This is a genomic window from Arthrospira sp. PCC 9901 (assembly GCF_059013425.1).
Genome location: NZ_CP102296.1, coordinates 4926226 through 4946416, shown reverse-complemented (window position 1 = coordinate 4946416; position 20191 = coordinate 4926226). Strand labels below are relative to the sequence as shown.

Genomic DNA, 20191 nt, shown 5'->3' with positions numbered 1-20191 from the left:
CCCTAACCCTTTTTGGGTAAGCAGTCGCCATTTTCACAAACCCATCATTTTAGTCAACAGGAGAGTGAACGCCTCGTGTTCCAAAACCTCAAACATGATTTAAAAAATGATTTAATTGCCGGGTTGCTGGTGGTAATTCCACTGGCGACTACTATCTGGCTTAGTATTACCGTGGCTACAGCGGTGATTAAATTTCTCACCCGCATTCCTAAACAAGTTAACCCCTTTGACGGTCTCAATCCCATTCTGGTCAATCTACTTAATATTTTAGTGGGGTTAGCTGTTCCATTAATGGGTATTCTGTTCATTGGTCTGATGGCTAGAAATATCGCTGGTCAGTGGTTACTTAACCTCAGTGAACAGATTTTACAAGGCATTCCCTTGGCGGGGTCAGTTTACAAAACCCTCAAACAACTTCTGGAAACTCTCCTCAGAGACTCAAATGATAAGTTTCGGCGGGTGGTTCTGATAGAATATCCTCGGCGAGGAGTCTGGACTCTGGCTTTCGTCACCGGATCAGCAGATGCAACCATTCAATCTCACCTGTCGGAAGATATGATTGGTGTTTTTGTGCCGACTACTCCTAACCCTACCAGTGGCTGGTATGCTATTGTTCCCCGCCATGAAGCGATCGACTTATCCCTATCGGTAGAAGAAGCATTTAAAATTATCGTCTCCGGTGGTATTGTCAATGCTTCCACTTCTCTAAAGCCTAGCGCTAGTCCTCCTGTGGAAACTCCCCTAGACTCTATTATCCCTCAGAAAACTGCGGAACAACCTGTCACCCTGGAAGAACAACAATTTGCTCCTTAGGTTTACACGACGGAATAATCAGCCTATATTTTCCGGATTCATGACACCACTTTTGAAAAATAAAAGGTAGGTCATTGGATAGGATAACTATGGCTGGTGAATCTCCGTTTACCCCTCACAATCAATATATTTCTGATAAACCGCAGCGGCATCAGTCTTACCGTGGCCGTCTGCATCGTGGTATTATCCTGCTGTTATTGATTACTGCCGGGTTTTGTTTGTACACTGTTCAACTCGCTAATTTACAATTGATTCAAGGAGCTATCAATTGGGACAGAGCGGAAAATAACCGACTTCGCCTAGTTCCTATTCCGGCAAAACGAGGCGAAATTTTCGATCGCCATAATCAAAGACTCACCCGCAGTCGTTTGGCGCGATCAGTTTATATTTGGCCTAGGGAACAGTCACCCCAACAGTGGCAGCAAATTGCTACCCAACTGGGTCCGATTCTTGATATCACTCCCCAGGAAATTATTAATCTTATCGAAAATCAGGGCTATGATTCCCGTCTTTATGTGCGAATTAAACAGGATATTAACCCGGGAATTTTTATTGCTCTCGCCGAACGTTCTGAGGATTTTAAAGGGGTAGAAGTTCGCGGGGAGTCTCAACGTTATTATCCACACAATCATCTGGCTTCCCATATTTTAGGATATATTGGCGCTGCTAGTTTACAGGAATTAAAGGCTAATCCTCAATACCCTATGGGAATGCTAACGGGGAAAATGGGGATGGAACGTATAGCTAACTCTTCCCTTGAGGGAGTGTGGGGAAATCGATTAATTGAGGTCAATTCTCGGGGAGAGGAAATTCAAGAACTAGGTATTCAACAACCACAACCGGGTCAGCCTATTCAGTTAACTTTAGATTTGGCACTACAAAAAACCGCCGAAACGGCTTTGGGCGATCGCTCTGGTGCTGTAGTAGTATTAGATGTGAAAACTGGCGCGATTTTGGCTATGGTTAGTCATCCTAGCTTTAATCCTAATATATTCTCTGGTCCGATGACTGCACAACAATGGCAACAATTACAAAGCGGCGAGAATCCTATGTTAAATAGGGCTGTACAGGGCTACCCTTCTGGTAGTACATTTAAAATTGTTACGGCGATCGCCGGTATAGAATCGGGTAAATTTTCCCCTAATTCAACTGTACCCACTGCGGGGGCTATTACCATTGGCGGCGTGAGTTTTCATGAGCATAGTAATAGTGGTTATGGTACTATTGGATTTAGAAAGGCACTTGCTGTTAGTAGTAATACCTTTTTTTATCAGGTGGGAATGGCGGCGGGACCTCATCAAATTTCTAAATGGGGGAAAGAATTAGGGATTGGTGGTAGTATTAATTTGGATTTATTGGGACTTGATGGTGCTAATCATGGTCAAATCCCTACCCCAGAAGAAAAACAAGCATGGTATAATGAGCCTTGGTATACGGGGGATACTGTCACTATGGCGATCGGTCAGGGGTTGGTTTTAGCTACTCCCTTGGAATTGGCGGTTATGACCAGTACCGTCGCTAATGGCGGCTATCGAGTACAACCTCACCTCTTGGCTTCCCAAACTAATACCGATGAAACTAAACCTATTAAAACTTCCATTTCGGCGGGTAGTTTAAATGTGGTCCGACAGGGATTAATTGATACTGTCAAGGAGGGAACTGCTAGAATTTTGAATGATGGTTCTATTCCTTTAACCGGAGGGAAAACTGGGACTGTAGAAATTCCCGGACACCCCAACAATTCTATGTATGTGGCTTTTGGACCTGCGGATCAACCAGAAATTGCGATCGCAGTTTTGGTCGAAAGAGGTGGTTATGGTTCTGTGTCCGCCGCACCTATTGCTAAGGCGGTTTTTCAGACCTATTTCAATGGGAGAAAATAGCATCAGCAGCGATCGCTCCTATTTGACCCCCACCACCTAACGAAAAGGAAACCCTTTCCGACGACTCAACCAGATGAGAAATTTAGTCCCACTCCACCCCACAATAACACCCGCAACACTGGCGAAAAGAGCGATCGCAAAAGGATGGGAAATTCCCCCGCCATTTTCTGGTTGGGGAAAAATCCTCGGTTCCTCAAACATTAACCCGGAAGTAGAAGCGATAATGGCTCCCGTCCCAATGGCTACACCCCAAGCCTGAATTTCGTCTTGGAGTTTTTGGTTTTGTTGTTGTCGGGTGCGATCGCGTTGGGTTTGTTCAATCTCCACTATACCACGAATTGAGGCGATCGCTTTATCCGCTAAACTCGATCCTTCCACAAAGTAGTTGAGTTCGTCACTAATGCGGGTTTGGAAATAGGGAGAAGTGCGATCGCTAAACTCCCTGAAAATATCCATTTCCTGCTGTTGTAAATCATAACCCTTCTCTCTCAGCGTATTAAAAATATCCGTCAATGTTACCTGATAGTTTTTGGTATTGATGCTAATAGTATTGCGACAATGCTTATAGTTTCGCAACAGTCGCGCATATTCCAAATCTAACGCCGCTAATTCCTTTAACACCTTTTTCAGGTCTTCCAGTTGCGCCTCAGTCAACGCTAGACGGGTTTCATTTTGGGTTAATTCTTGCTTAAAAGACTTGACTTTATGCTCTAATTGTGTATAGGCGCTGTAGGTTTTGCGGTACAGTGTCCGCGTTTCCCGGTAGGCGGAAAGCACCTTATTTCGATAGTAAAATAGATTGATAAATTGGCGATAAGCATCCACCAACTTACCACTGGCTAAATCGTCCCGAAACAGGAAGATGATGATATGGGGTTGCACCTGCGCTTCCCCCTCTAAATTCCCGTCAACAACTTGACCGCCAAACTCAAAAAACGGGCTACCAAACAACTCCCCCATTTTGTGCAAAGGTGGACGTTTAACCTTACGGGAAGGCATCACCTGCGCCAAGCAACTGTGCGCTAAATCTGCCAAATCTTCCGGCTTTTTTGTGCGTTCATGTACTGGCAAAAATGCAGTTAATAGCAATGTTTGCCCCAGAGAGCTTTTGATGAAATCTGGCAGAAAAACCAGGCTTTCTGTGTTTAAATTGCGCCAAAACGAAAGATTGACCTCTGGGGTTTTGTTGCCATTTTCCGATTCTTCGCGACGTAAATTAACCGTTAAGCTATAACTATCATTCAGTCGGTGGGTGTAGATATTCCCCGTTATTTTTAAGTCCGAATTAGGCAGAGTTCCCGTGAGGTTGAGACGGTTCTTAGGATTCAGGTTAACTTCCAAGCCGACGGGTTCTGGGGAGTTTTCTGGGTAGCCGTCAATGTCGAGGCTTTCCGTAAAACCCAGCGTCTTTAAAATATCATCTCCCCTTTCCCATAACTGTTTCGGGTGCGGCGCAAGGGAATCGGTTTCCCCCGTCAATCCCCGCCACAGATGAAACGCGAAAAGGTGCAAATTGGGAGCATAAACCGTGTGGGTAATTATTTTTTTTGAATCCATTGACTCAAACTTTCCCGAACATAGATAAACAAGGATATTTGGGGGGAATTGGGAGCCGGAGTAATAATCACCCTGGTTTCCGTTTCTTCGATGATTTGGAAGTTGGGAATTGTGTATTGTATTTCACCGGGAGAATCTTCTTCGAGTTCCTGGACTTGTTTGCGGGTTCTTTGTCGTCGCGCTTTTTCCAAGTGATTTTGGGCTTGCGGAAATCGTGCCATCCAGTCTATAATCAGATCTGATGCCTGATTGATATCGGCTTCAGATAGATTCTGCAAGTTGGCTGCCAATTCCTTAGCGGGTTCCAAAGCATCTGGCGGTAGGATTGGCGGTTCAGCTTCCAGAAGTTCGGCTAACATCAGCAGGGTTTCGGTTGAGTCTTTCATGGTTATCTGGTTGATTTATCTTCCTATTGTCCAATCTTCTATGACCAATCCTGTCACTTTGCTAAAATCTCGATGATTACGGGTTAATAAAATCATAGACCTCGACAGTGCGATCGCTGCAATTATAGCATCCATCCTGTTCCGGTGCATCCAATACAGACTCATCCCCTCGACGAATGGCTTGTCCTAGTGCTAGGATTTCCTCAAAAGCCGGTTCATCCTTGAAAGTCCCGGTGATTTCTCGTAACCCATTCATCGATTGAGTAGGGGCAATCTGTTCTCGAATTTGGGTGATGGCTGCTTCGACGGCGGCTAGGCGTTCTTCTAATGAACTGTTGCTGGTCATGGATTTTCCAAGGTGGGTCGAGTCTCTAACTATACATCATTCGTCGGGAGATTGGAGGGTGTGGGGTTGCGCTCAATTCATTATTAATTATTAATTATTAATTATTAATTATTGACTAAACACCGATCGCACAAAATGCCCCCCAATGGATAGGATGTTTATAGGGTCGGTAATCGGCGCGTTTAAAACCTAACCCCAAGTTATCTCGGAGTTTCGCCTTGGGATAAGGGTTTCCCGCCGAGTCCTGCTCATTCAGCCACGCCGTTAACTCCTGCTTCGTGACTGCTCTCATCCACTCTTGAGCCTGTTTCAAGGCTAACGCCACCGAGGGCTGGGTCTGCATTTCCTCATACAATTTTACCATCAAAATCGCCGTCGAGACATCATTCACCGCCCAAAGACTGCAAATCACATTCGCCGCCCCCGCATACAGAAACCCTAGCCCCAAACTGATATACTCTTCCAAGTTGGGGGAAAAGTCTGTTAACCCCGTTTCACAAGCCGAGAGAATCACCAGGCGACAGGCGGGTAAATCCAGTTCAAACAATTCTCCCAGGGTGTAACATTTGCTTAGGTCAATCTGCGTGCCTTTGCGCCAAGGGAGAAAACGAGTCTCGGCGGGTTCAGAGGGGGTGGTTTCCTCGCAGAGGGTTAGCCCTTCTGTGTCACTGACGGAGACTTTCGCCCCGGCTAACACCAGGGGAGAGAGGAGGGGACTGTTGAAATTGAACGCCCCATGTCCGGCAAAATGCACATAATCCGCCCCTTGGAAGGCTTGGCGGTGGGGGTTTTGATTGAGGCTGGTTTTGCTGGCTTGCTGGCGAGCGAGACGGCTGGCGTTGGTGGAGAAGTTGGCTAAAATGGCTTCAACCTCTAAGTCGGCATAGTCTAGGTCTTCCGTGGGATTTTGGATGGCAAAGAAGCGCTGGCGGTTGCCGGTTTTGCGTTGGCGTTGGGAGACTTCCAGGAATTGACAACTCGGGCTATAGGTGACTCCCAGGGGGAATCTATCCGCGAGATAGTCCGGTTCATCGTCATCCCCCAGGGGTAAGGCGTGGAGGGGGAATAAATGCAACTCCCGATAGGGGACGACAATTAGGCGGCGGTAGGTGGGGGGAATTTGGGGGAGGAGTTGGGGTAATTCCAGGATATCCCGGAGACGGCGCAGGACGTCGTTGAGATGGGTTTCCCAGTCGTCGGAGTGGTGGCGTTGATAGGTTTGGAGATAGGTTTCGCGCAACTCCTGTAACTGATGCAAGTGTTCCGGGGGGGAGCGATGCACGGAAATGTCCCCGGTTTCGCCACTGACGATAAAGGTATAAATTCCTTGGGGGCTGAGATACCATTGCATCAACAGGGTCTCCTCATCCAGCAACGCCTGAATTTGCGAGAATTGGATGGGTTGGACTCGTTGGGTGAGGCTGAAGTTGGGGTCGTAGGTGTTGATGGTTTCCAGGAGTTGGGTTAAGTCCTTTTGCGCCTGTTCGTACTCTTGACGCAGGCTGTTCATGACTTCCGGGGTGAAGCTGGCAACACTGCTGCCCCGTTGTCCCAGTCCGCCCATGTCCTGATTATCGGGGTTGGTGGGGCGGTCGAGGGTTTCGAGGAGTCGCTGTTTGGCGGTGACTTCCCGACGGAGGCGGTCGAGTTGTTTCAGGAGTTCTGGGGGAATGTCGCCTTTGGGGTAAAGGTCGCGGTTGCTGAGGAGTTCGATGAGGTTGCGGGATTTGCTGCGTTCGACGCTGGCTAAGGCTTTCCCGATATCTTCGGCGTTGATGCAGGCTTGCACGAGTTGGGGATAGAGGTCTAGGGCGGCTTCCCGGCGTTGTTGTTTCTCGCTGTAGGAGTCGGTGAAAGTGCAACGGGTTTCGACGGCTTCAATGGCGGCTTCATAGCCATAGATGGCGGTGTCCCAGTCTTGAATCTCAAAGGCAGCATCGCCTAAATTGCGACCGAGTTCCAAGGCTTCTAGGGGGAATCGGTCGGGGGGACAAATGCTTAACCCTTCTTTCCAGGCGGCAAGGGCTTCAGGAATTCGTTTGAAGTGTTGATAGACAAATGCGAGGGTGTTGTAAACATAGCCCATGCCATATTTATCACCCAATTCCCGACAAGTATCAAGTTTCTTGTGATACAGACGCTCCGCCTCCTCCCAGTTGCCCCGATTGCGCTGGATATCTCCCAACACTCCCCAAGAGGATGCCATCCCGGCGCGATCGCCCAATTCGGTACTCAATGCCAAAGATTGCTGATACAGACGCTCGGCCTCCTCCCAGTTGCCCCGATTTCGCTGGATATCTCCCAACACTCCCCAAGATTCTGCCATCCCTTTGCGATCGCCCAATTCGGTTCTCAATGCCAAAGATTGCTGAAACAGACGCTCGGCCTCCTCCCAGTTGCCGCGATTTCGCTGGATATCTCCCAAACTTCCCCAAGTGGTAGCCATCCCGGCGCGATCGCCCAATTCGGTTCTCAATGCCAAAGATTGCTGAAACAGACGCTCCGCCTCATCCCAGTTGCCGCGATTGCGCTGGATATCTCCCAACAGTCCCCAAGAGGATGCCATCCCGGAGCGATCGCCCAATTCGGTTCTCAATGCCAAAGATTGCTGATACAGACCCTCCGCCTCCTCCCAGTTGCCCTGAAGGCTCTGGATATATCCCAACAGTCCCCAAGATTCTGCCATCCCGGAGCGATCGCCCAATTCGGTACTCAATGCCAAAGATTGCTGATACAGACGCTCCGCCTCCTCCCAGTTGCCCCGATTTCGCTGGATATCTCCCAACACTCCCCAAGAGGTTGCCATCCCGGAGCGATCGCCCAATTCGGTTTCAATTGCCAAACATTGCTGATACAGACGCTCCGCCTCATCCCAGTTGCCCCGATTGCGCTGGATATCTCCCAACACTCCCCAAGAGGTAGCCATCCCTTTGCGATCGCCCAATTCGGTTCTCAATGCCAAAGATTGCTGATACAGACGCTCCGCCTCCTCCCAGTTGCCTCGAAGGTTCTGGATATATCCCAACACTCCCCAAGAGGTAGCCATCCCGGAGCGATCGCCCAATTCGGTACTCAATGCCAAAGATTGCTGATACAGACGCTCCGCCTCGTCCCAGTTGCCCCGGTCGCGCTCAATACAACCTAACTGTCCCCAACATAAAGCGATTCTAGCCCTATCCCCGATTTCCTCATACAACGCGAGAGACTGTTGCAAAGATTTCCAGGCTTGGGGATATTGACTCTTTTTATACTGTTGAAATCCTTGCTGCAACAGAGCATCGGCTGTCGATTTAGTTTCTAGCCGAGGCAACTCATAGTTAACCGCTTCGATTGTATCGGCAAAATCCCGCAACCAGCCTGCATTCCCCTCCCCCTCTTCCGCCATCATCTCGGCAACGGCGCGCATCACCTGCACTAATCCCTCATCCACCAGTTCCGGGTGCTTCCTCAATATCGCCGCTTCCTCCCCACTGTCACAGTTGAGGAGTTCTTGAATCAGGGAGAGATAGGCTTGCACTCGTTGTTCATCCATGACCACGCACCGGATAGGGATACCACCACAATTTTACCCCATGGGGCTAGAATCGACGATAGACAATATCCCGTCGGGGGAGTCGTCAATTGGTCTGAAATCGGCAATACTAGGAGTGAGCATCAATATGGGGTAAGGTAGCCATGACGGAATTACTCGAAAGTGCGATCGCCCGATTACAAACCTTGTCTGAGAGTCAGCAAAATGCGATCGCTGCAATCATCCTAGAAGAAATTGAGCAGGAGTGTCGTTGGGATGAATCATTCTCACGTTCTCCAGATATTCTGGCTCAACTCGCGGCTTCAGCAATGGCTGAATATCATGCTGGTAAAACCCACCCACTTCACCCAGAGAAACTGACATCATGACTCACAAAATCAGCCTCGAAATTCCCGATGATTTGAGCCAACGCCTAGAAGCCAAAGCCCAAATCATCAATCTCTCGGTTAAGATAGAGATCGATATTGGCCGCAAAATCAACGGGACCTCAATTTTGACCTGCTTTAACTTGGAAAATAAACTGTTGTTGGTTTTGGGACGCGAAAAATTCTTGACAATTTCATAGAGTTGTGCTAACTCATCCTCGTCTAGTTTGCTAATTTCCTCATCAATCAATTGCCTGATATTCATGGTTATTTTACTAGGTAACAACAGAGAGTTTATTCAGGCTTTACACCAAAACTCAGATATTCCCACCTCTTCAGGATAGTATCCCCATTTTACCCCATCCCCAGACTTTCAGAAACCCCGTTTCTTAGGGAAATCTTTTGTGACTGCCCAGCTTTGGCTACCAAGGGAGTTATAATTGCCAGATGGATAAATTGCCTAATATATCGATTATAGCTGCCCAGATTCTGGAGATTGTCTACAGAATTATCTTTGTGGAAGTGGGGGGGATACCCTTAATTGTGGTCTGGTTTATGGCGGGTGGTCTGGTTTTCACCCTGTGGATGAGATTTGTTAATCTTAGGGGTTTCACACACGCTATTAAAGTGGTTTTGGGAGTCTATGATAACCCCGAAGATGAGGGGGAAGTTTCCCACCTTCAAGCATTGGCTACCGCTTTATCGGCTACTGTGGGATTAGGAAATATTGCGGGAGTGGCGATCGCTATTGGTTTGGGAGGTCCGGGGGCTGTGGTTTGGATGACTCTGGCGGGTTTTCTGGGAATGAGTAGTAAATTTGTGGAATGTACCCTCGCTCAAAAATACCGCCTCGTTAACCCAGATGGTACGATCGCCGGGGGTCCTATGTATTATCTATCGGCGGGTTTACAGGACTTGGGACAAAAAAACTTGGGTCGGGTTTTGGCCGCTATGTTTGCTGTTTTGGCGATCGCCGCTGCCTTGGGGAGTTCCAGCATCTTTCAAGCTAATCAGTCTAAGGTGGCGATCGCACGAGTTTTTCCCGTATTCGCCTCTCAGGGGTGGCTCTATGGCTCGGTTTTGGTGCTTTTGGTCGGATTGGTCATTATTGGGGGTATTCGCCGTATAGCTCAAATTACGGCGGTTCTGGTTCCCTTCATGTGTGCTATATATGTAATGGCCGCGCTGTGGGTTCTGCTGGTCAATTGGGCAAAAATTCCTGATGCGATCGCTACTATTTTCGCCTCGGCTTTTGACGCTCAAGCTGTCGTGGGGGGAGGTTTGGCAGCCTTAATTCAAGGGTTTAGAAGGGCGGCTTTTTCTAATGAGGCGGGCTTGGGAATTGCGGCGATCGCTCATGCTGCCGCTCGCACAGATGAACCTATCCGAGAGGGAATAGTCGCCACCCTGGAACCATTAATTGATACGGTCATTATCTGCAATATGACCGCCTTAGTTATCATTATTACCGGAGCCTATAATAACCCCGCCTGGGCGAATTTAGGAGGCGCAGAAATCACATCCGCCGCCTTTGGTTCCGTGATTCATTGGTTCCCTTATGTGTTGGCTGCGGCTTTATTTTGCTTTGCTTTCTCCACGATGATAGCCTGGGGATATTATGGGGAATTGTGTTGGCAATATTTATTAGGACAACGCTGGGCGATTATTTATAAACTCCTATTTTTAACCGCCATATTTTTAGGGGCGATCGTCAATCCTCAAGCGGTGATTAAATTCAGTGATGCCATGTATCTAACCATGTCAATTCCTAATCTATTGGGACTATATTTTCTAGCCCCCACAGTCGCGCGAGATTTGACTGACTATTGGCAAAAATTAACAACATCTAATCAGGTCGCCCAAAACAGTTAAACTAGAAAAGGAATTTTTTGCCCCATAATCGAGGAGTTGCTATGCTTGCTAAACGCATTTTACCATGTTTAGATGTTAGAGCCGGTCGGGTGGTCAAGGGTGTCAATTTTGTTAATCTCCAAGACGCTGGCGACCCGGTGGAATTGGCTGCCGCCTATAATGACGCGGGGGCTGATGAATTGGTGTTTCTGGACATTACCGCTACCCATGAAGACCGCGATATCATTATTGATGTGGTCTATCGTACCGCTGAACAGGTGTTTATCCCTTTGACCGTCGGGGGGGGTATCCAAAACTTAGAAATGATTAAAAATTTGTTAAGGGCGGGGGCTGATAAGGTCAGCATTAACTCGGCGGCGGTCCGTGACCCAGATTTAATCAATAAAGCCAGCGATCGCTTTGGTGTTCAGTGTATTGTAGTCGCTATTGATGCCCGTCGGCGCACTGACCCAAATAATCCCGGTTGGGATGTTTTTGTCCGTGGTGGTCGCGAAAATACCGGACTTGATGCGATCGCTTGGGCGAAAGAATTGGCGCAACGAGGCGCGGGAGAACTTCTGGTGACCAGTATGGACGCAGACGGCACACAAGCAGGCTATGACCTGGAATTAACCCGGACTATCGCTGAAAGTGTCGAAATTCCCGTGATTGCCTCTGGGGGCGCGGGAACCTCTCAGCATATCTACGAAGCCTTAACCGAGGGACGCGCGGAGGCGGCTTTATTGGCTTCTCTGTTACATTACGGACAGTTAAGCGTCGCTGAAATCAAGTCCTATCTCGCCACTCGCCATATTCCCGTCCGTCCCCACGCACTCCCCCACGTCTAATGGTTTCCCCACGGGAGTTTTACCTAAACAAAAGATTAAATTTTCCGCATTACCGGCTCAGTTACGAAACTCCTGTTAGAATAGAAGAAATGTTACGAAACGTAACTTATGCTGATTCCTATTCTAATAATTGATATAGCTCTGGTGGCTTGGTCTGTACATCTGATGCAGCAAGCCGCTCGATATCGAGAGTCTTCCTTTGTCCTCGCTGGTATATTAGTGGCTATTTCCGCCGTCGCTATGGTTGTGGTTTATTTTCTCATGGGTTCGTGTATCGACCACCTTACCCAAATGTCTCATCATGCTTACTCCTATATGTGATCTGGTGCGATCGCCTACAGTCCCACCTTTAGACCCCGTGGGGCGACCATTACCAGTGGGGGGCGATCGATTTTCCTGCCTCTGGGCGAGGCTATCAAAAAATTTTTGCCAAAATCATTGACTTAACCAATCATCCTGTGATACATTAAAAGATGTCTTGTCCGGGGTTATAGCTCAGTTGGTAGAGCACTGCAATGGCATTGCAGGGGTCAGCGGTTCGAGCCCGCTTAGCTCCATTTAAGTTGTTAGATCTCTTGTCCCTGAACTATCATGGGATCTACTATTTGCATTTGTTTCCAACTCCATTAAATAAGACCACGCGAGCTTGTGTCATCTCCCAAACCTGAGAAAATCGACTTAAATGGTGATTATCCCTGTCCCTGTCGCCGAAGGGGTAATCTGGTTTCTATTACCTTGACCGAGGCTTTCGGTTGCGATCGCTGTCAGCAGATTTTTGTAGTTGATCAGAGCGGTTATTCCCTAGAACAACTAGCCACCCACTATCCCTACAAACAGGCTTGGCGATGGACTGGACAACAATGGTATCGCGCCACCCCAGGAATGCGATCGCACTATCTACCCCTAACTCTGGGGATGCTTCTCATACCCCTGGTGATTTGGCTACCCCTAGCCATGTACTCTACCGGGGGCAACATCTTGCTTTGGGCGATGGTTGCTGTTATGCTGGCGATGTTGCCAGCAATCATGGTTTGGCTTGCTTACAGGCGTTAGCTCGATGATCATTGATGATTTTTCTTCTACCCCAGATCCATTAAACCCTTCTCGTCGGGCTTATTTTGCTAGTATCGAATTGACACAGATATCAGGAGAAGATCGGGGTCAAGCGATACACAGAATGGCTGATAGTCTCAAACGACGAAAAAATGACATTCTGGAAGCGAACACTCTCGATTTGGAAGCCAGCAGAGAAATGGGGGTTTCCGAACTGATTGGAGATTGGTTAAAACTGACTCCAGTTCGCCTAGAAAACGCGATTAAGGTATTGGAAAGGTTAAGCAGTATCTCCGATCCTATCGGTCGGGTGGTTAGCGCTCCTTACCAAATCAAACAGTATAAGGGCTATTATCAGTATATACCCCTGGGAGTCATTGCCCTCATTTACGAGGCTTTTCCTGAATTAGGGGCGATCGCCGCCGGTTTTGCTCTCAAAACTGCTAATAGTTTAATTCTCCAGGGAAGTAGTGAGGCTAACTCTTCCAATCAAATTATCGCCGAAACCCTACAATCAGCCCTAGAAGATGGGCGAATGCCGCCGGGATGTTTAGAATTTGTTCCCGCTGACCCTGATCATCCTATCCCCGATTTAGTCACCGAAGACAGATATATCAACTTGATTATACCATACGGGCGACCCCAATTAATCCAAGAAGTGATTAATAAAGCCACAGTTCCCATTCTGAAAACAGCCATGGGGAATTGTTATCTTTACTGGTCTGCTACCGCTAGTATGGATTTAGTCCGGTGGATGATTATTGATAGCCATAAAAGTGAACCCGACCCAGTAAATGCGATCGAGAAAGTCTTAATCGATCCTCATCAAAAAAACTCTTCCCTAGTGCGACTCTTAAATAGTTTGCAAGAAGAAGGTTTCCAATTACGAGGCGATCGCGATTTAATCCAAAACTTTCCCGAATTAACGGAAGCCGAACCCTCAGAATGGTATCATCCCTATTTGTCAAAAACCATAGCCTTCCGATTTGTGGAAAACCTCGAAAGTGCGATCGGCATGATGAATCAGTGTAGCAGCAATCATGCCAATTGTATAGCGACCGAATCCTATAGCGAAAGTCGTATATTTGCCCAAAATTCCAATAGTGCGCTCACCTTCATTAACACATCCCCCCAATTTTCACGTCATCAAAACCGAGGGGTTATGGTCGAAAGGGAAGTCGCCTTCCCCAACTCCAATTCAAAACCGTGCTTGATACTTTCACATCACACGGCTCCTGATGTGGATACCCCTTTTGACATCGGGAACAGGGTAACGACTCCCTGCTTTTGTGATTTCAACTTTTGGAGCTAAATACAACATCGTAGTGTTTAAACTCGCTTTCGTCGTAAACACTCCTAATTGTCGCAGTCTCTATATCCACACCGTGACTAGTGGGCATATCCTAACCATTACAGTTAGGCATTGGCTTTCAGTCACATCCTTTCCCCTTAAAGGTATACGCTTACACTTTCACTACTCCGCAGGTACATCCTGCCACTTGAGAGCCTAAAAGGGGTTTAAACGTTCCGTTTATACGGGCATTCCATCTTTAGATTTGTCCTCTCCACCGGGGTACTTTTAAAAGTCTGTGTAGGTGATGTCATGATTACCCTACTTTTCCCCTTGCTCTTTTGAACGCAGCGTATCAACCTGTTTCGCTGCTAAATCATTACGATGGTTCAAGCCGGACATTCGGTTTCCCTAATCATGGATGGTTGGCAGTGGTCGCATTTGGTAGTAGGTTCTACTTCACGCCTTCCGTTCCCCGCTTCAATCCTGGGGTTATGATTCCCAAAACTGGGGGTGGCTATCGCCGTTACTCTCAACGCAATTGTTAAGGAATCATTAATATTTCCAGTTGGGCGTTTTGACCTTGAGTTCCCTGCCTTGTTTTGTATATTTCTATACCAAACGTTGGGACATATAAACAGTTATGGGATGGTCAGGGTACGAGTCCCTTATATTTCACCAAGGGGTGAAAGTCCCACTAGGAGGTTATTTCAGGCATTGCAGCCTTATTTGACTCCTAAACGTCTCGCACGATGCGTTGTTTTTAGGAGTGTCGAATCAGAAAGGATATCGACGGGGTTTAATTGGCTTAGAAAGCCTAATGACCCTGAAACATATTGTACAGGGTAATGGCAGAGTGTCAACTTAACCCGGCTGTCAGAGTCTAAGTTAGCTTCTGACCTACTCAGGAACAACCTTTGTCGCCGGGGCTAGTTTTCCACCAATTTAACTTTTTTAGCCAAACCCAAAAATTGTAGAAGTTGAATAGTCATCCAAGTTAAATCAATTTCCCACCATTTTAGACCATGACGGGCGGAATATTGGAAAGCATGGTGATTATTGTGCCAGCCTTCCCCATAGGTGACAAGAGCAACCCACCAACAATTTTTCGAGTTATCATTGGATTGATATGTTTGATAGCCAAACTTGTGAGTAGCGCTATTGACAAACCAGGTACAATGAAAAACCACAACGATGCGGAAAAAGATGCCCCAGACGACAAAGGGCCATCCTCCGAGAAGATATAAAACCACACCCAAGGCGACTTGAATGGGAATGAAATAATTTTGCAGGAACAGATAAACTGGGTCTTCGTTGATATCTTTGGTAAAGCGGGGAACATCACCATCAGCAGGAATTTCCCGCAACATCCAACCCATGTGACTCCACCAAAAACCCTTGTTAGAATCGTGGGGGTCAAGGGTTTGATCAGAGTACAGATGGTGCATACGGTGTAAACCCACCCACTGGATAGGTCCTCCTTCACAGGCTAAAGTGCCACAAAAAGCAAAGAAATATTCTAGCCATTTGGGAGTTTCAAAACTGCGGTGGGTGATTAAGCGGTGAAACCCTAGGGTAATTCCTAAGCCACCAGTTACCCAGTGCAAAAATACAGCCACACCAATTGCAGCCCAGCTAAAATTACTCGGGACTAGAACAAAAAGTGCGGCCATGTGGAGGAATGCCATAAATATTATGGTCATCCAGTCGAGTTTGAGTTTGGTTTCAGTTGCAATCGTCATGAATATCAAATTTTTGAACAGACCAGACCTGTTGGCGGCATAATATGCAGCACCCCTAATTCAGCTTTAGTCAGGTAATGAGACACAGCATAGAGTCGCTACATGAAGCGCCACAGGCATTATCCCCAATTTTTTCGGGAATTGACACTAAGGTCAAGCACCACCTCCGACGAGTGTTAGATGCTTTCCGTACTCACCGGGTAGGAACCCATCATTTTGCCGGAGTTTCCGGCTACGGACACGATGATCTCGGTCGTCACACTTTTGATCGCGTGTTTGCGGATGTTATGGGCGCAGAAGCAGCGGCGGTAAGAGTCCAGTTTGTTTCTGGAACTCATGCGATCGCTTGCGCCCTTTTTGGTTGTCTGCGTCCAGGGGATGAGATGCTGGCCGTAGTGGGTTCTCCCTACGATACCCTCGAAGAGGTTATCGGTTTACGCGGAAAAGGTCAAGGTTCCTTAATAGAGTTTGGCATACTTTACCGACAATTAGATCTTTGTGCTGATGGAAGTTTGGATTGGTCGGCTTTATCAACGGCGATCGCACCCCATACTCGTTTGGTTTTGATTCAGCGGTCCTGTGGCTATTCCTGGCGCAATTCCCTTTCCATTGCTGATATTGAGAGGGTTGTGCAGATGGTGAAGGCACAAAATCCTGATACCATCTGTTTTGTGGACAACTGCTATGGCGAGTTTGTGGAAGACCTGGAACCGACGGCGGTGGGGGCTGATTTGATGGCAGGTTCCCTGATTAAAAATCCGGGGGGTACTATTGCGGCGGCGGGGGGTTATGTGGCTGGGCGTTCAGAATTGGTAGAAGCGGCCGCCTGTCGCCTCACCGCGCCCGGTATTGGTAGCAGTGGGGGGGCGACCTTTGAACAATACCGATTGCTGTTTCAGGGGCTATTTCTTGCGCCTCAGATGGTGGGAGAAGCGGTTAAGGGAGGACATTTGATTGCTTATGTGTTTGACCAGTTGGGTTATCGGGTTAATCCTGCGCCTCTGATACCTCGGCGCGATATTATTCAGGCGATCGAGTTGGGTTCACCCGATAAGTTGGTGGCTTTTTGTCGCATTTGGCAGAAGTTTTCCCCTATTGGGTCCTATCTTGACCCGGTTCCCGGGGAAATGCCTGGATATGAGAGTGAGTTGGTCATGGCGGGGGGGACTTTTGTTGATGGTAGCACCTCTGAGTTTTCGGCTGATGGTCCTTTGCGAGAACCCTATATTGTTTTCTGTCAGGGGGGGACTCATTGGACTCATGTGGCGATCGCTTTGGAAGCTGCTATAGAAGCGATCGCTTCCCTCAAATGATGCTTAATCAGTCAATTATCCGGGTTCCGAACAGAATAAGGGCGGGTTTTTACCGTAGGTGAGGGCGGGTTCCGTAAGTTGGCGGGTTTTTACCGGGGCGTTACATAAGAAGAAGGGCGGGTTCCGTAAGTTGGCGGGTTTTTACCGGGGCGGATCTAGCACCCGCCCCTACCAGTCGCCCCTACCAGTCGCCCCTGTCATTGGTAGTTATTTAGTCGTGGCGTTGTTGCAATTGTAGACGAATGGCTGCGTGGACGGTGCGAGTAATTGGGTAAAAATAGGCTAATACTAACCCCATGGATAAAAAGGCAATGGGAATGGGGCCTACCATCAGGCGAATTGCCCATAATACCGATTCGGGTTGGCTGATTGCTTCTTCGGAACCCGCTGTGGCTAACAGTCCAGCATGGCTGAGAATTTGTCCGACAATAAATAGGGATAGGGCAATTCCTAGTTTTTGTAACATTACCATAAAACTGTAAAAAATGCCTTCCCGTCGCTGTCCGGTGTTGAGTTCATCGAGATCGACAACATCGGGTAAAATTGACCAGGGGACTAGGTGGGCGGTAGCTATTCCAAATCCAGCGATCGCACCTAAACCATACATGGTCAGCATTTGTCCGGGTTGCAGCATGAATAGTCCGACTCCGGCTAACATAGTGAAGGGAATGCCTAAACAATAGACGGTTTTTTTGTCTACTTTTTGGGCGATCGCATTCCAGAAAGCCATACCCAGTAAGGATACCCCTTGCACTAATAATGCCATTTGGGTTAAGTGGCGATCGGCTAGTTGCATATAATCAACTATAAAATAGGGTAGAATAGCAACCGTTACCTGTACTCCTAACCAGGAACATAAATAAATCCCAATGGCATAAAGAAAGGGTTTGTTACTAAATGCAATGCGGATTTGTTGTAAAAATGGTAATGATGGAGGTCGGGTGATTTCCAATCGTTTCGCTTCTTGTTTAAAGTAGCGTTTACGGGTTCCGAAAACACATATATATACAGATATCATCGCCATTAATCCCCCCAAACCACCCAATAAAGGATATCGCAATTGGGGAGATTCAAATAATCCAAATAAAACCTGGGCTAACACTAAAGCAAACAGACTCCCGCCAATTTTAAAAGCTGATTGAAAGCTGATTAAACTGGTACGTTCGTCATAGTCTTGGGTAAGTTCAGCCGCCAAAGCACCGAGGGGAAGAAATACGGCGGTAAATGCGGTATAAAATAGGATGGTAATCAAGCCATAGTAGCCGAATAGTAGCCAGCCACTAACAGGGGGTACAACCCAATGCAGGAAAAAGCAAATACCCAAAGGAATAGAACCTACTATCATCCAAGGGTAACGCCTTCCCCAACGAGACTGGGTGCGATCGCTTAACCAACCAATCATCGGATCGCTGATAGCATCCCATCCTTTACCAAGTAATAATACACTACCTGCTAAACCTGCATCAAGTCCCGCAATATTAGTCAAGAAAAACAGCAAAAAGAAGACTTGCATACAGCCGGGAATAGCACCGCCAAAATCCCCCATTGCATAGGCTGCTTTAGTGCGAATAGCCAGATGATCACTATGGTAGTCGGTAGCTTGAAAGCGATCGCTGAGTTGAACAAGTGCCGTCTTGGCTTGTTGTCGAGAAAGGCGGATCATAGTTTAGGATTTATCTACAGGTAATTCTCGGATTGATTGATGATAGCATATATACATTGAGTTGACATTGACTTCAGGCAATCATGTTAATTAATAATAATTAATAATTAATTATTAGTTACAAATTTCTGAAAAGCCAGTCGCGCCGCCCCTATAGTACCCGCCTGATTTCCTAATTCGGCGGTAAAAATTTGTAGCCCTTCCCGAGAAGTAGGTAAAACTCGGCGTTGAATTTCCTCCCAGAGGGTTGGTAAAAATAGATTCGCCGCCGCACTAATACCACCGCCTAAAATGACCGCTTCTGGAGTCAAAACATAAATTAAACTAGCTAAACCCGCCCCTAACCGTCGCCCATATTGTTCCCAATAGGCTAAGGCTTGGGAATCACCTGCGATCGCCTTTTTGGCTAGGTCAGAAGGGTGATCACCCGTTTCTCGGCGGATAGCTTGTACAGAGACATATTGTTCCAGAGAACCCTGATTTCCGCTATTACAAGGGGGTCCATCGGGGTTCAAAGTAATTAATCCCAACTCCCCCGCCGCGCCGCGATGACCCACAAATAACTGACGATTGAGGATAATCGCCCCGCCAACTCCTGTCCCCAGAGTTAACATAATCAGATTATCAAAATTTCGTCCCGCCCCTAACCAGGCTTCCCCCAACCCCGCACAATTAGCATCATTAGCCATGATTACTGGCTTTTGGGTTTTTTCTTCCAGCCAGTCTGCTAAGGGAACATCCCGCCAATTCTCTAGGTTAATGGCTACCTGGGAGATACGCCCCGTCCCATCTACTGGTCCCGGTAAACCCACCCCGATCGCCGCCCAAGACTTGACAGGGGCTGTTATTTGTGATATAGCGTTTAGTATTGCTGCCAACACAGCTTCCGGGGTAGCGGGTTGTGGAGTTGCCACCGTCAGGGATTGGTTACAGGAACCGTCCGCCTCAAACAGTCCCAGTTTAATCGCCGTCCCCCCTAAATCAATACCAATGACCTGAGCGGATGTTGGTTTCATTCTACTTCGTCGCGTTCTATGCTGCTAGTATAAATGGGTTCGACGCGAATCCCCATAATACTAGAGGGACGAACTACCAGATACTCCCCTTCAATGGTTTTAATCGGGACATTGAGAAACTCGGTATCAGTGTGCTTAGGAATCAGAACCTTAGTGTACCAGGTCTGAAAATCCTGGATCGTCCTGAACCGGACTTCTTCCCGGTGTCCCCCCTGAATCAAAAGATGAACCGCGTATGAACTAGGTTTAGGCATAAGGATGTTTGGGATAATAAGGGATTGTTGTACTATTTTCTCACTAATCAGGGCGATCGGTCAATCTATCAGTAACTATACACCAACTATAGCCAGATGAAATAAGTTCACCACTACCATCAGTATTTAATCAGTTCCCCGACATCAGTCTAATGATAGCTGATTCTGGAAATTGTCATCAGAACTCATGGCTGATTGGTAGAGCCTCACAATATGGTAATTTGGGCTATTGTTAATGTCTAGGTGGTAGAATGACCAACATTTTTTTGAATCTACTT

General features: G+C 47.4%; 18 protein-coding genes and 1 tRNA gene. 11 read left to right on the top strand and 8 right to left on the bottom strand.

The genetic code is table 11. The features are described from left to right. Positions 1–75: 75 nt before the first annotated feature. Positions 76–813, top strand: coding sequence for a DUF502 domain-containing protein (locus tag NLZ44_RS21965; protein ID WP_493753055.1), 738 nt, complete (start codon positions 76–78; stop codon positions 811–813). Between the two features lie 89 nt (positions 814–902). Continuing rightward, positions 903–2696, top strand: coding sequence for a penicillin-binding protein 2 (gene mrdA / locus NLZ44_RS21960; RefSeq protein WP_493751159.1), 1794 nt, complete (start codon positions 903–905; stop codon positions 2694–2696). A gap of 36 nt (positions 2697–2732) precedes the next feature. Here the strand turns inward: mrdA and NLZ44_RS21955 are convergent, their stop codons facing one another. The 4 genes from NLZ44_RS21955 to NLZ44_RS21940 form a co-directional block, all read right to left on the bottom strand. Further along, positions 2733–4253: a hypothetical protein gene (locus NLZ44_RS21955; RefSeq protein ID WP_493751158.1), complete on the bottom strand. Its 1521-nt coding sequence runs from the start codon at positions 4251–4253 to the stop codon at positions 2733–2735. Next, positions 4235–4639, bottom strand: a complete 405-nt coding sequence (locus tag NLZ44_RS21950; protein WP_493751157.1) for a hypothetical protein — start codon at positions 4637–4639, stop codon at positions 4235–4237. Before NLZ44_RS21950 ends, NLZ44_RS21955 begins: the two co-directional genes overlap by 19 nt. A 76-nt stretch (positions 4640–4715) precedes the next feature. Further along, entirely contained in the window at positions 4716–4985 is a 270-nt protein-coding gene (locus NLZ44_RS21945) for a hypothetical protein (protein WP_493751156.1), read from the bottom strand. Between the two features lie 115 nt (positions 4986–5100). Beyond that, positions 5101–8517 carry a CHAT domain-containing tetratricopeptide repeat protein gene (locus NLZ44_RS21940; protein ID WP_493751155.1) on the bottom strand — a complete coding sequence of 1139 codons (3417 nt, stop codon included), beginning with the start codon at positions 8515–8517 and terminating at the stop codon, positions 5101–5103. Between the two features lie 143 nt (positions 8518–8660). Between NLZ44_RS21940 and NLZ44_RS21935 the strand changes: the two genes are divergently transcribed. The 8 genes from NLZ44_RS21935 (at position 8661) to NLZ44_RS21900 (ending at position 13946) form a co-directional block, all read left to right on the top strand. Beyond that, on the top strand, positions 8661–8885 hold the full coding sequence (locus NLZ44_RS21935; RefSeq protein ID WP_493751154.1) for a hypothetical protein: 225 nt from the start codon (positions 8661–8663) through the stop codon (positions 8883–8885). Next, complete coding sequence (locus tag NLZ44_RS21930) at positions 8882–9082, top strand: hypothetical protein (RefSeq protein WP_493751153.1); 201 nt, start codon at positions 8882–8884, stop codon at positions 9080–9082. The genes NLZ44_RS21935 and NLZ44_RS21930 overlap by 4 nt, the downstream gene beginning before the upstream one ends. Positions 9083–9329: 247 nt before the next feature. Continuing rightward, the gene (locus NLZ44_RS21925) at positions 9330–10754 is read left to right on the top strand and encodes an alanine/glycine:cation symporter family protein (RefSeq protein ID WP_493751152.1); all 1425 of its coding nucleotides are present in this window, start codon (positions 9330–9332) and stop codon (positions 10752–10754) included. A 41-nt stretch (positions 10755–10795) separates the two neighbouring features. Further along, positions 10796–11581: an imidazole glycerol phosphate synthase subunit HisF gene (hisF, locus tag NLZ44_RS21920; protein ID WP_006616338.1), complete on the top strand. Its 786-nt coding sequence runs from the start codon at positions 10796–10798 to the stop codon at positions 11579–11581. A gap of 108 nt (positions 11582–11689) precedes the next feature. After that, complete coding sequence (locus tag NLZ44_RS21915) at positions 11690–11902, top strand: hypothetical protein (RefSeq protein WP_006625359.1); 213 nt, start codon at positions 11690–11692, stop codon at positions 11900–11902. Between the two features lie 163 nt (positions 11903–12065). Next, a tRNA-Ala gene (locus NLZ44_RS21910) sits at positions 12066–12138 on the top strand. Between the two features lie 91 nt (positions 12139–12229). Further along, a complete protein-coding gene (locus tag NLZ44_RS21905) occupies positions 12230–12634 on the top strand; it encodes a hypothetical protein (protein WP_493751151.1) in 405 nt (134 codons plus the stop codon). A 4-nt stretch (positions 12635–12638) separates the two neighbouring features. After that, entirely contained in the window at positions 12639–13946 is a 1308-nt protein-coding gene (locus tag NLZ44_RS21900; protein WP_493751150.1) for a gamma-glutamyl-phosphate reductase, read from the top strand. A gap of 908 nt (positions 13947–14854) precedes the next feature. Here NLZ44_RS21900 and NLZ44_RS21895 read toward each other — a convergent pair. After that, positions 14855–15667, bottom strand: coding sequence for an acyl-CoA desaturase (locus tag NLZ44_RS21895; protein ID WP_493751149.1), 813 nt, complete (start codon positions 15665–15667; stop codon positions 14855–14857). Between the two features lie 77 nt (positions 15668–15744). On the opposite strand from NLZ44_RS21895, the gene NLZ44_RS21890 reads away from it, so the two are divergent. Continuing rightward, entirely contained in the window at positions 15745–16980 is a 1236-nt protein-coding gene (locus NLZ44_RS21890; protein WP_493751148.1) for a methionine gamma-lyase family protein, read from the top strand. A gap of 211 nt (positions 16981–17191) precedes the next feature. On the opposite strand, the gene NLZ44_RS21885 is transcribed toward NLZ44_RS21890, so the two are convergent. The 3 genes from NLZ44_RS21885 to NLZ44_RS21875 all read right to left on the bottom strand — a co-directional run bounded on the left by NLZ44_RS21885 (position 17192) and on the right by NLZ44_RS21875 (position 19913). Beyond that, positions 17192–18643 carry an MFS transporter gene (locus tag NLZ44_RS21885; RefSeq protein WP_493751147.1) on the bottom strand — a complete coding sequence of 484 codons (1452 nt, stop codon included), beginning with the start codon at positions 18641–18643 and terminating at the stop codon, positions 17192–17194. Between the two features lie 107 nt (positions 18644–18750). After that, on the bottom strand, positions 18751–19659 hold the full coding sequence (locus NLZ44_RS21880) for an ROK family protein (RefSeq protein ID WP_493751146.1): 909 nt from the start codon (positions 19657–19659) through the stop codon (positions 18751–18753). Then, complete coding sequence (locus NLZ44_RS21875) at positions 19656–19913, bottom strand: hypothetical protein (RefSeq protein WP_317268866.1); 258 nt, start codon at positions 19911–19913, stop codon at positions 19656–19658. The genes NLZ44_RS21880 and NLZ44_RS21875 overlap by 4 nt, the downstream gene beginning before the upstream one ends. Positions 19914–20191: the final 278 nt, after the last annotated feature.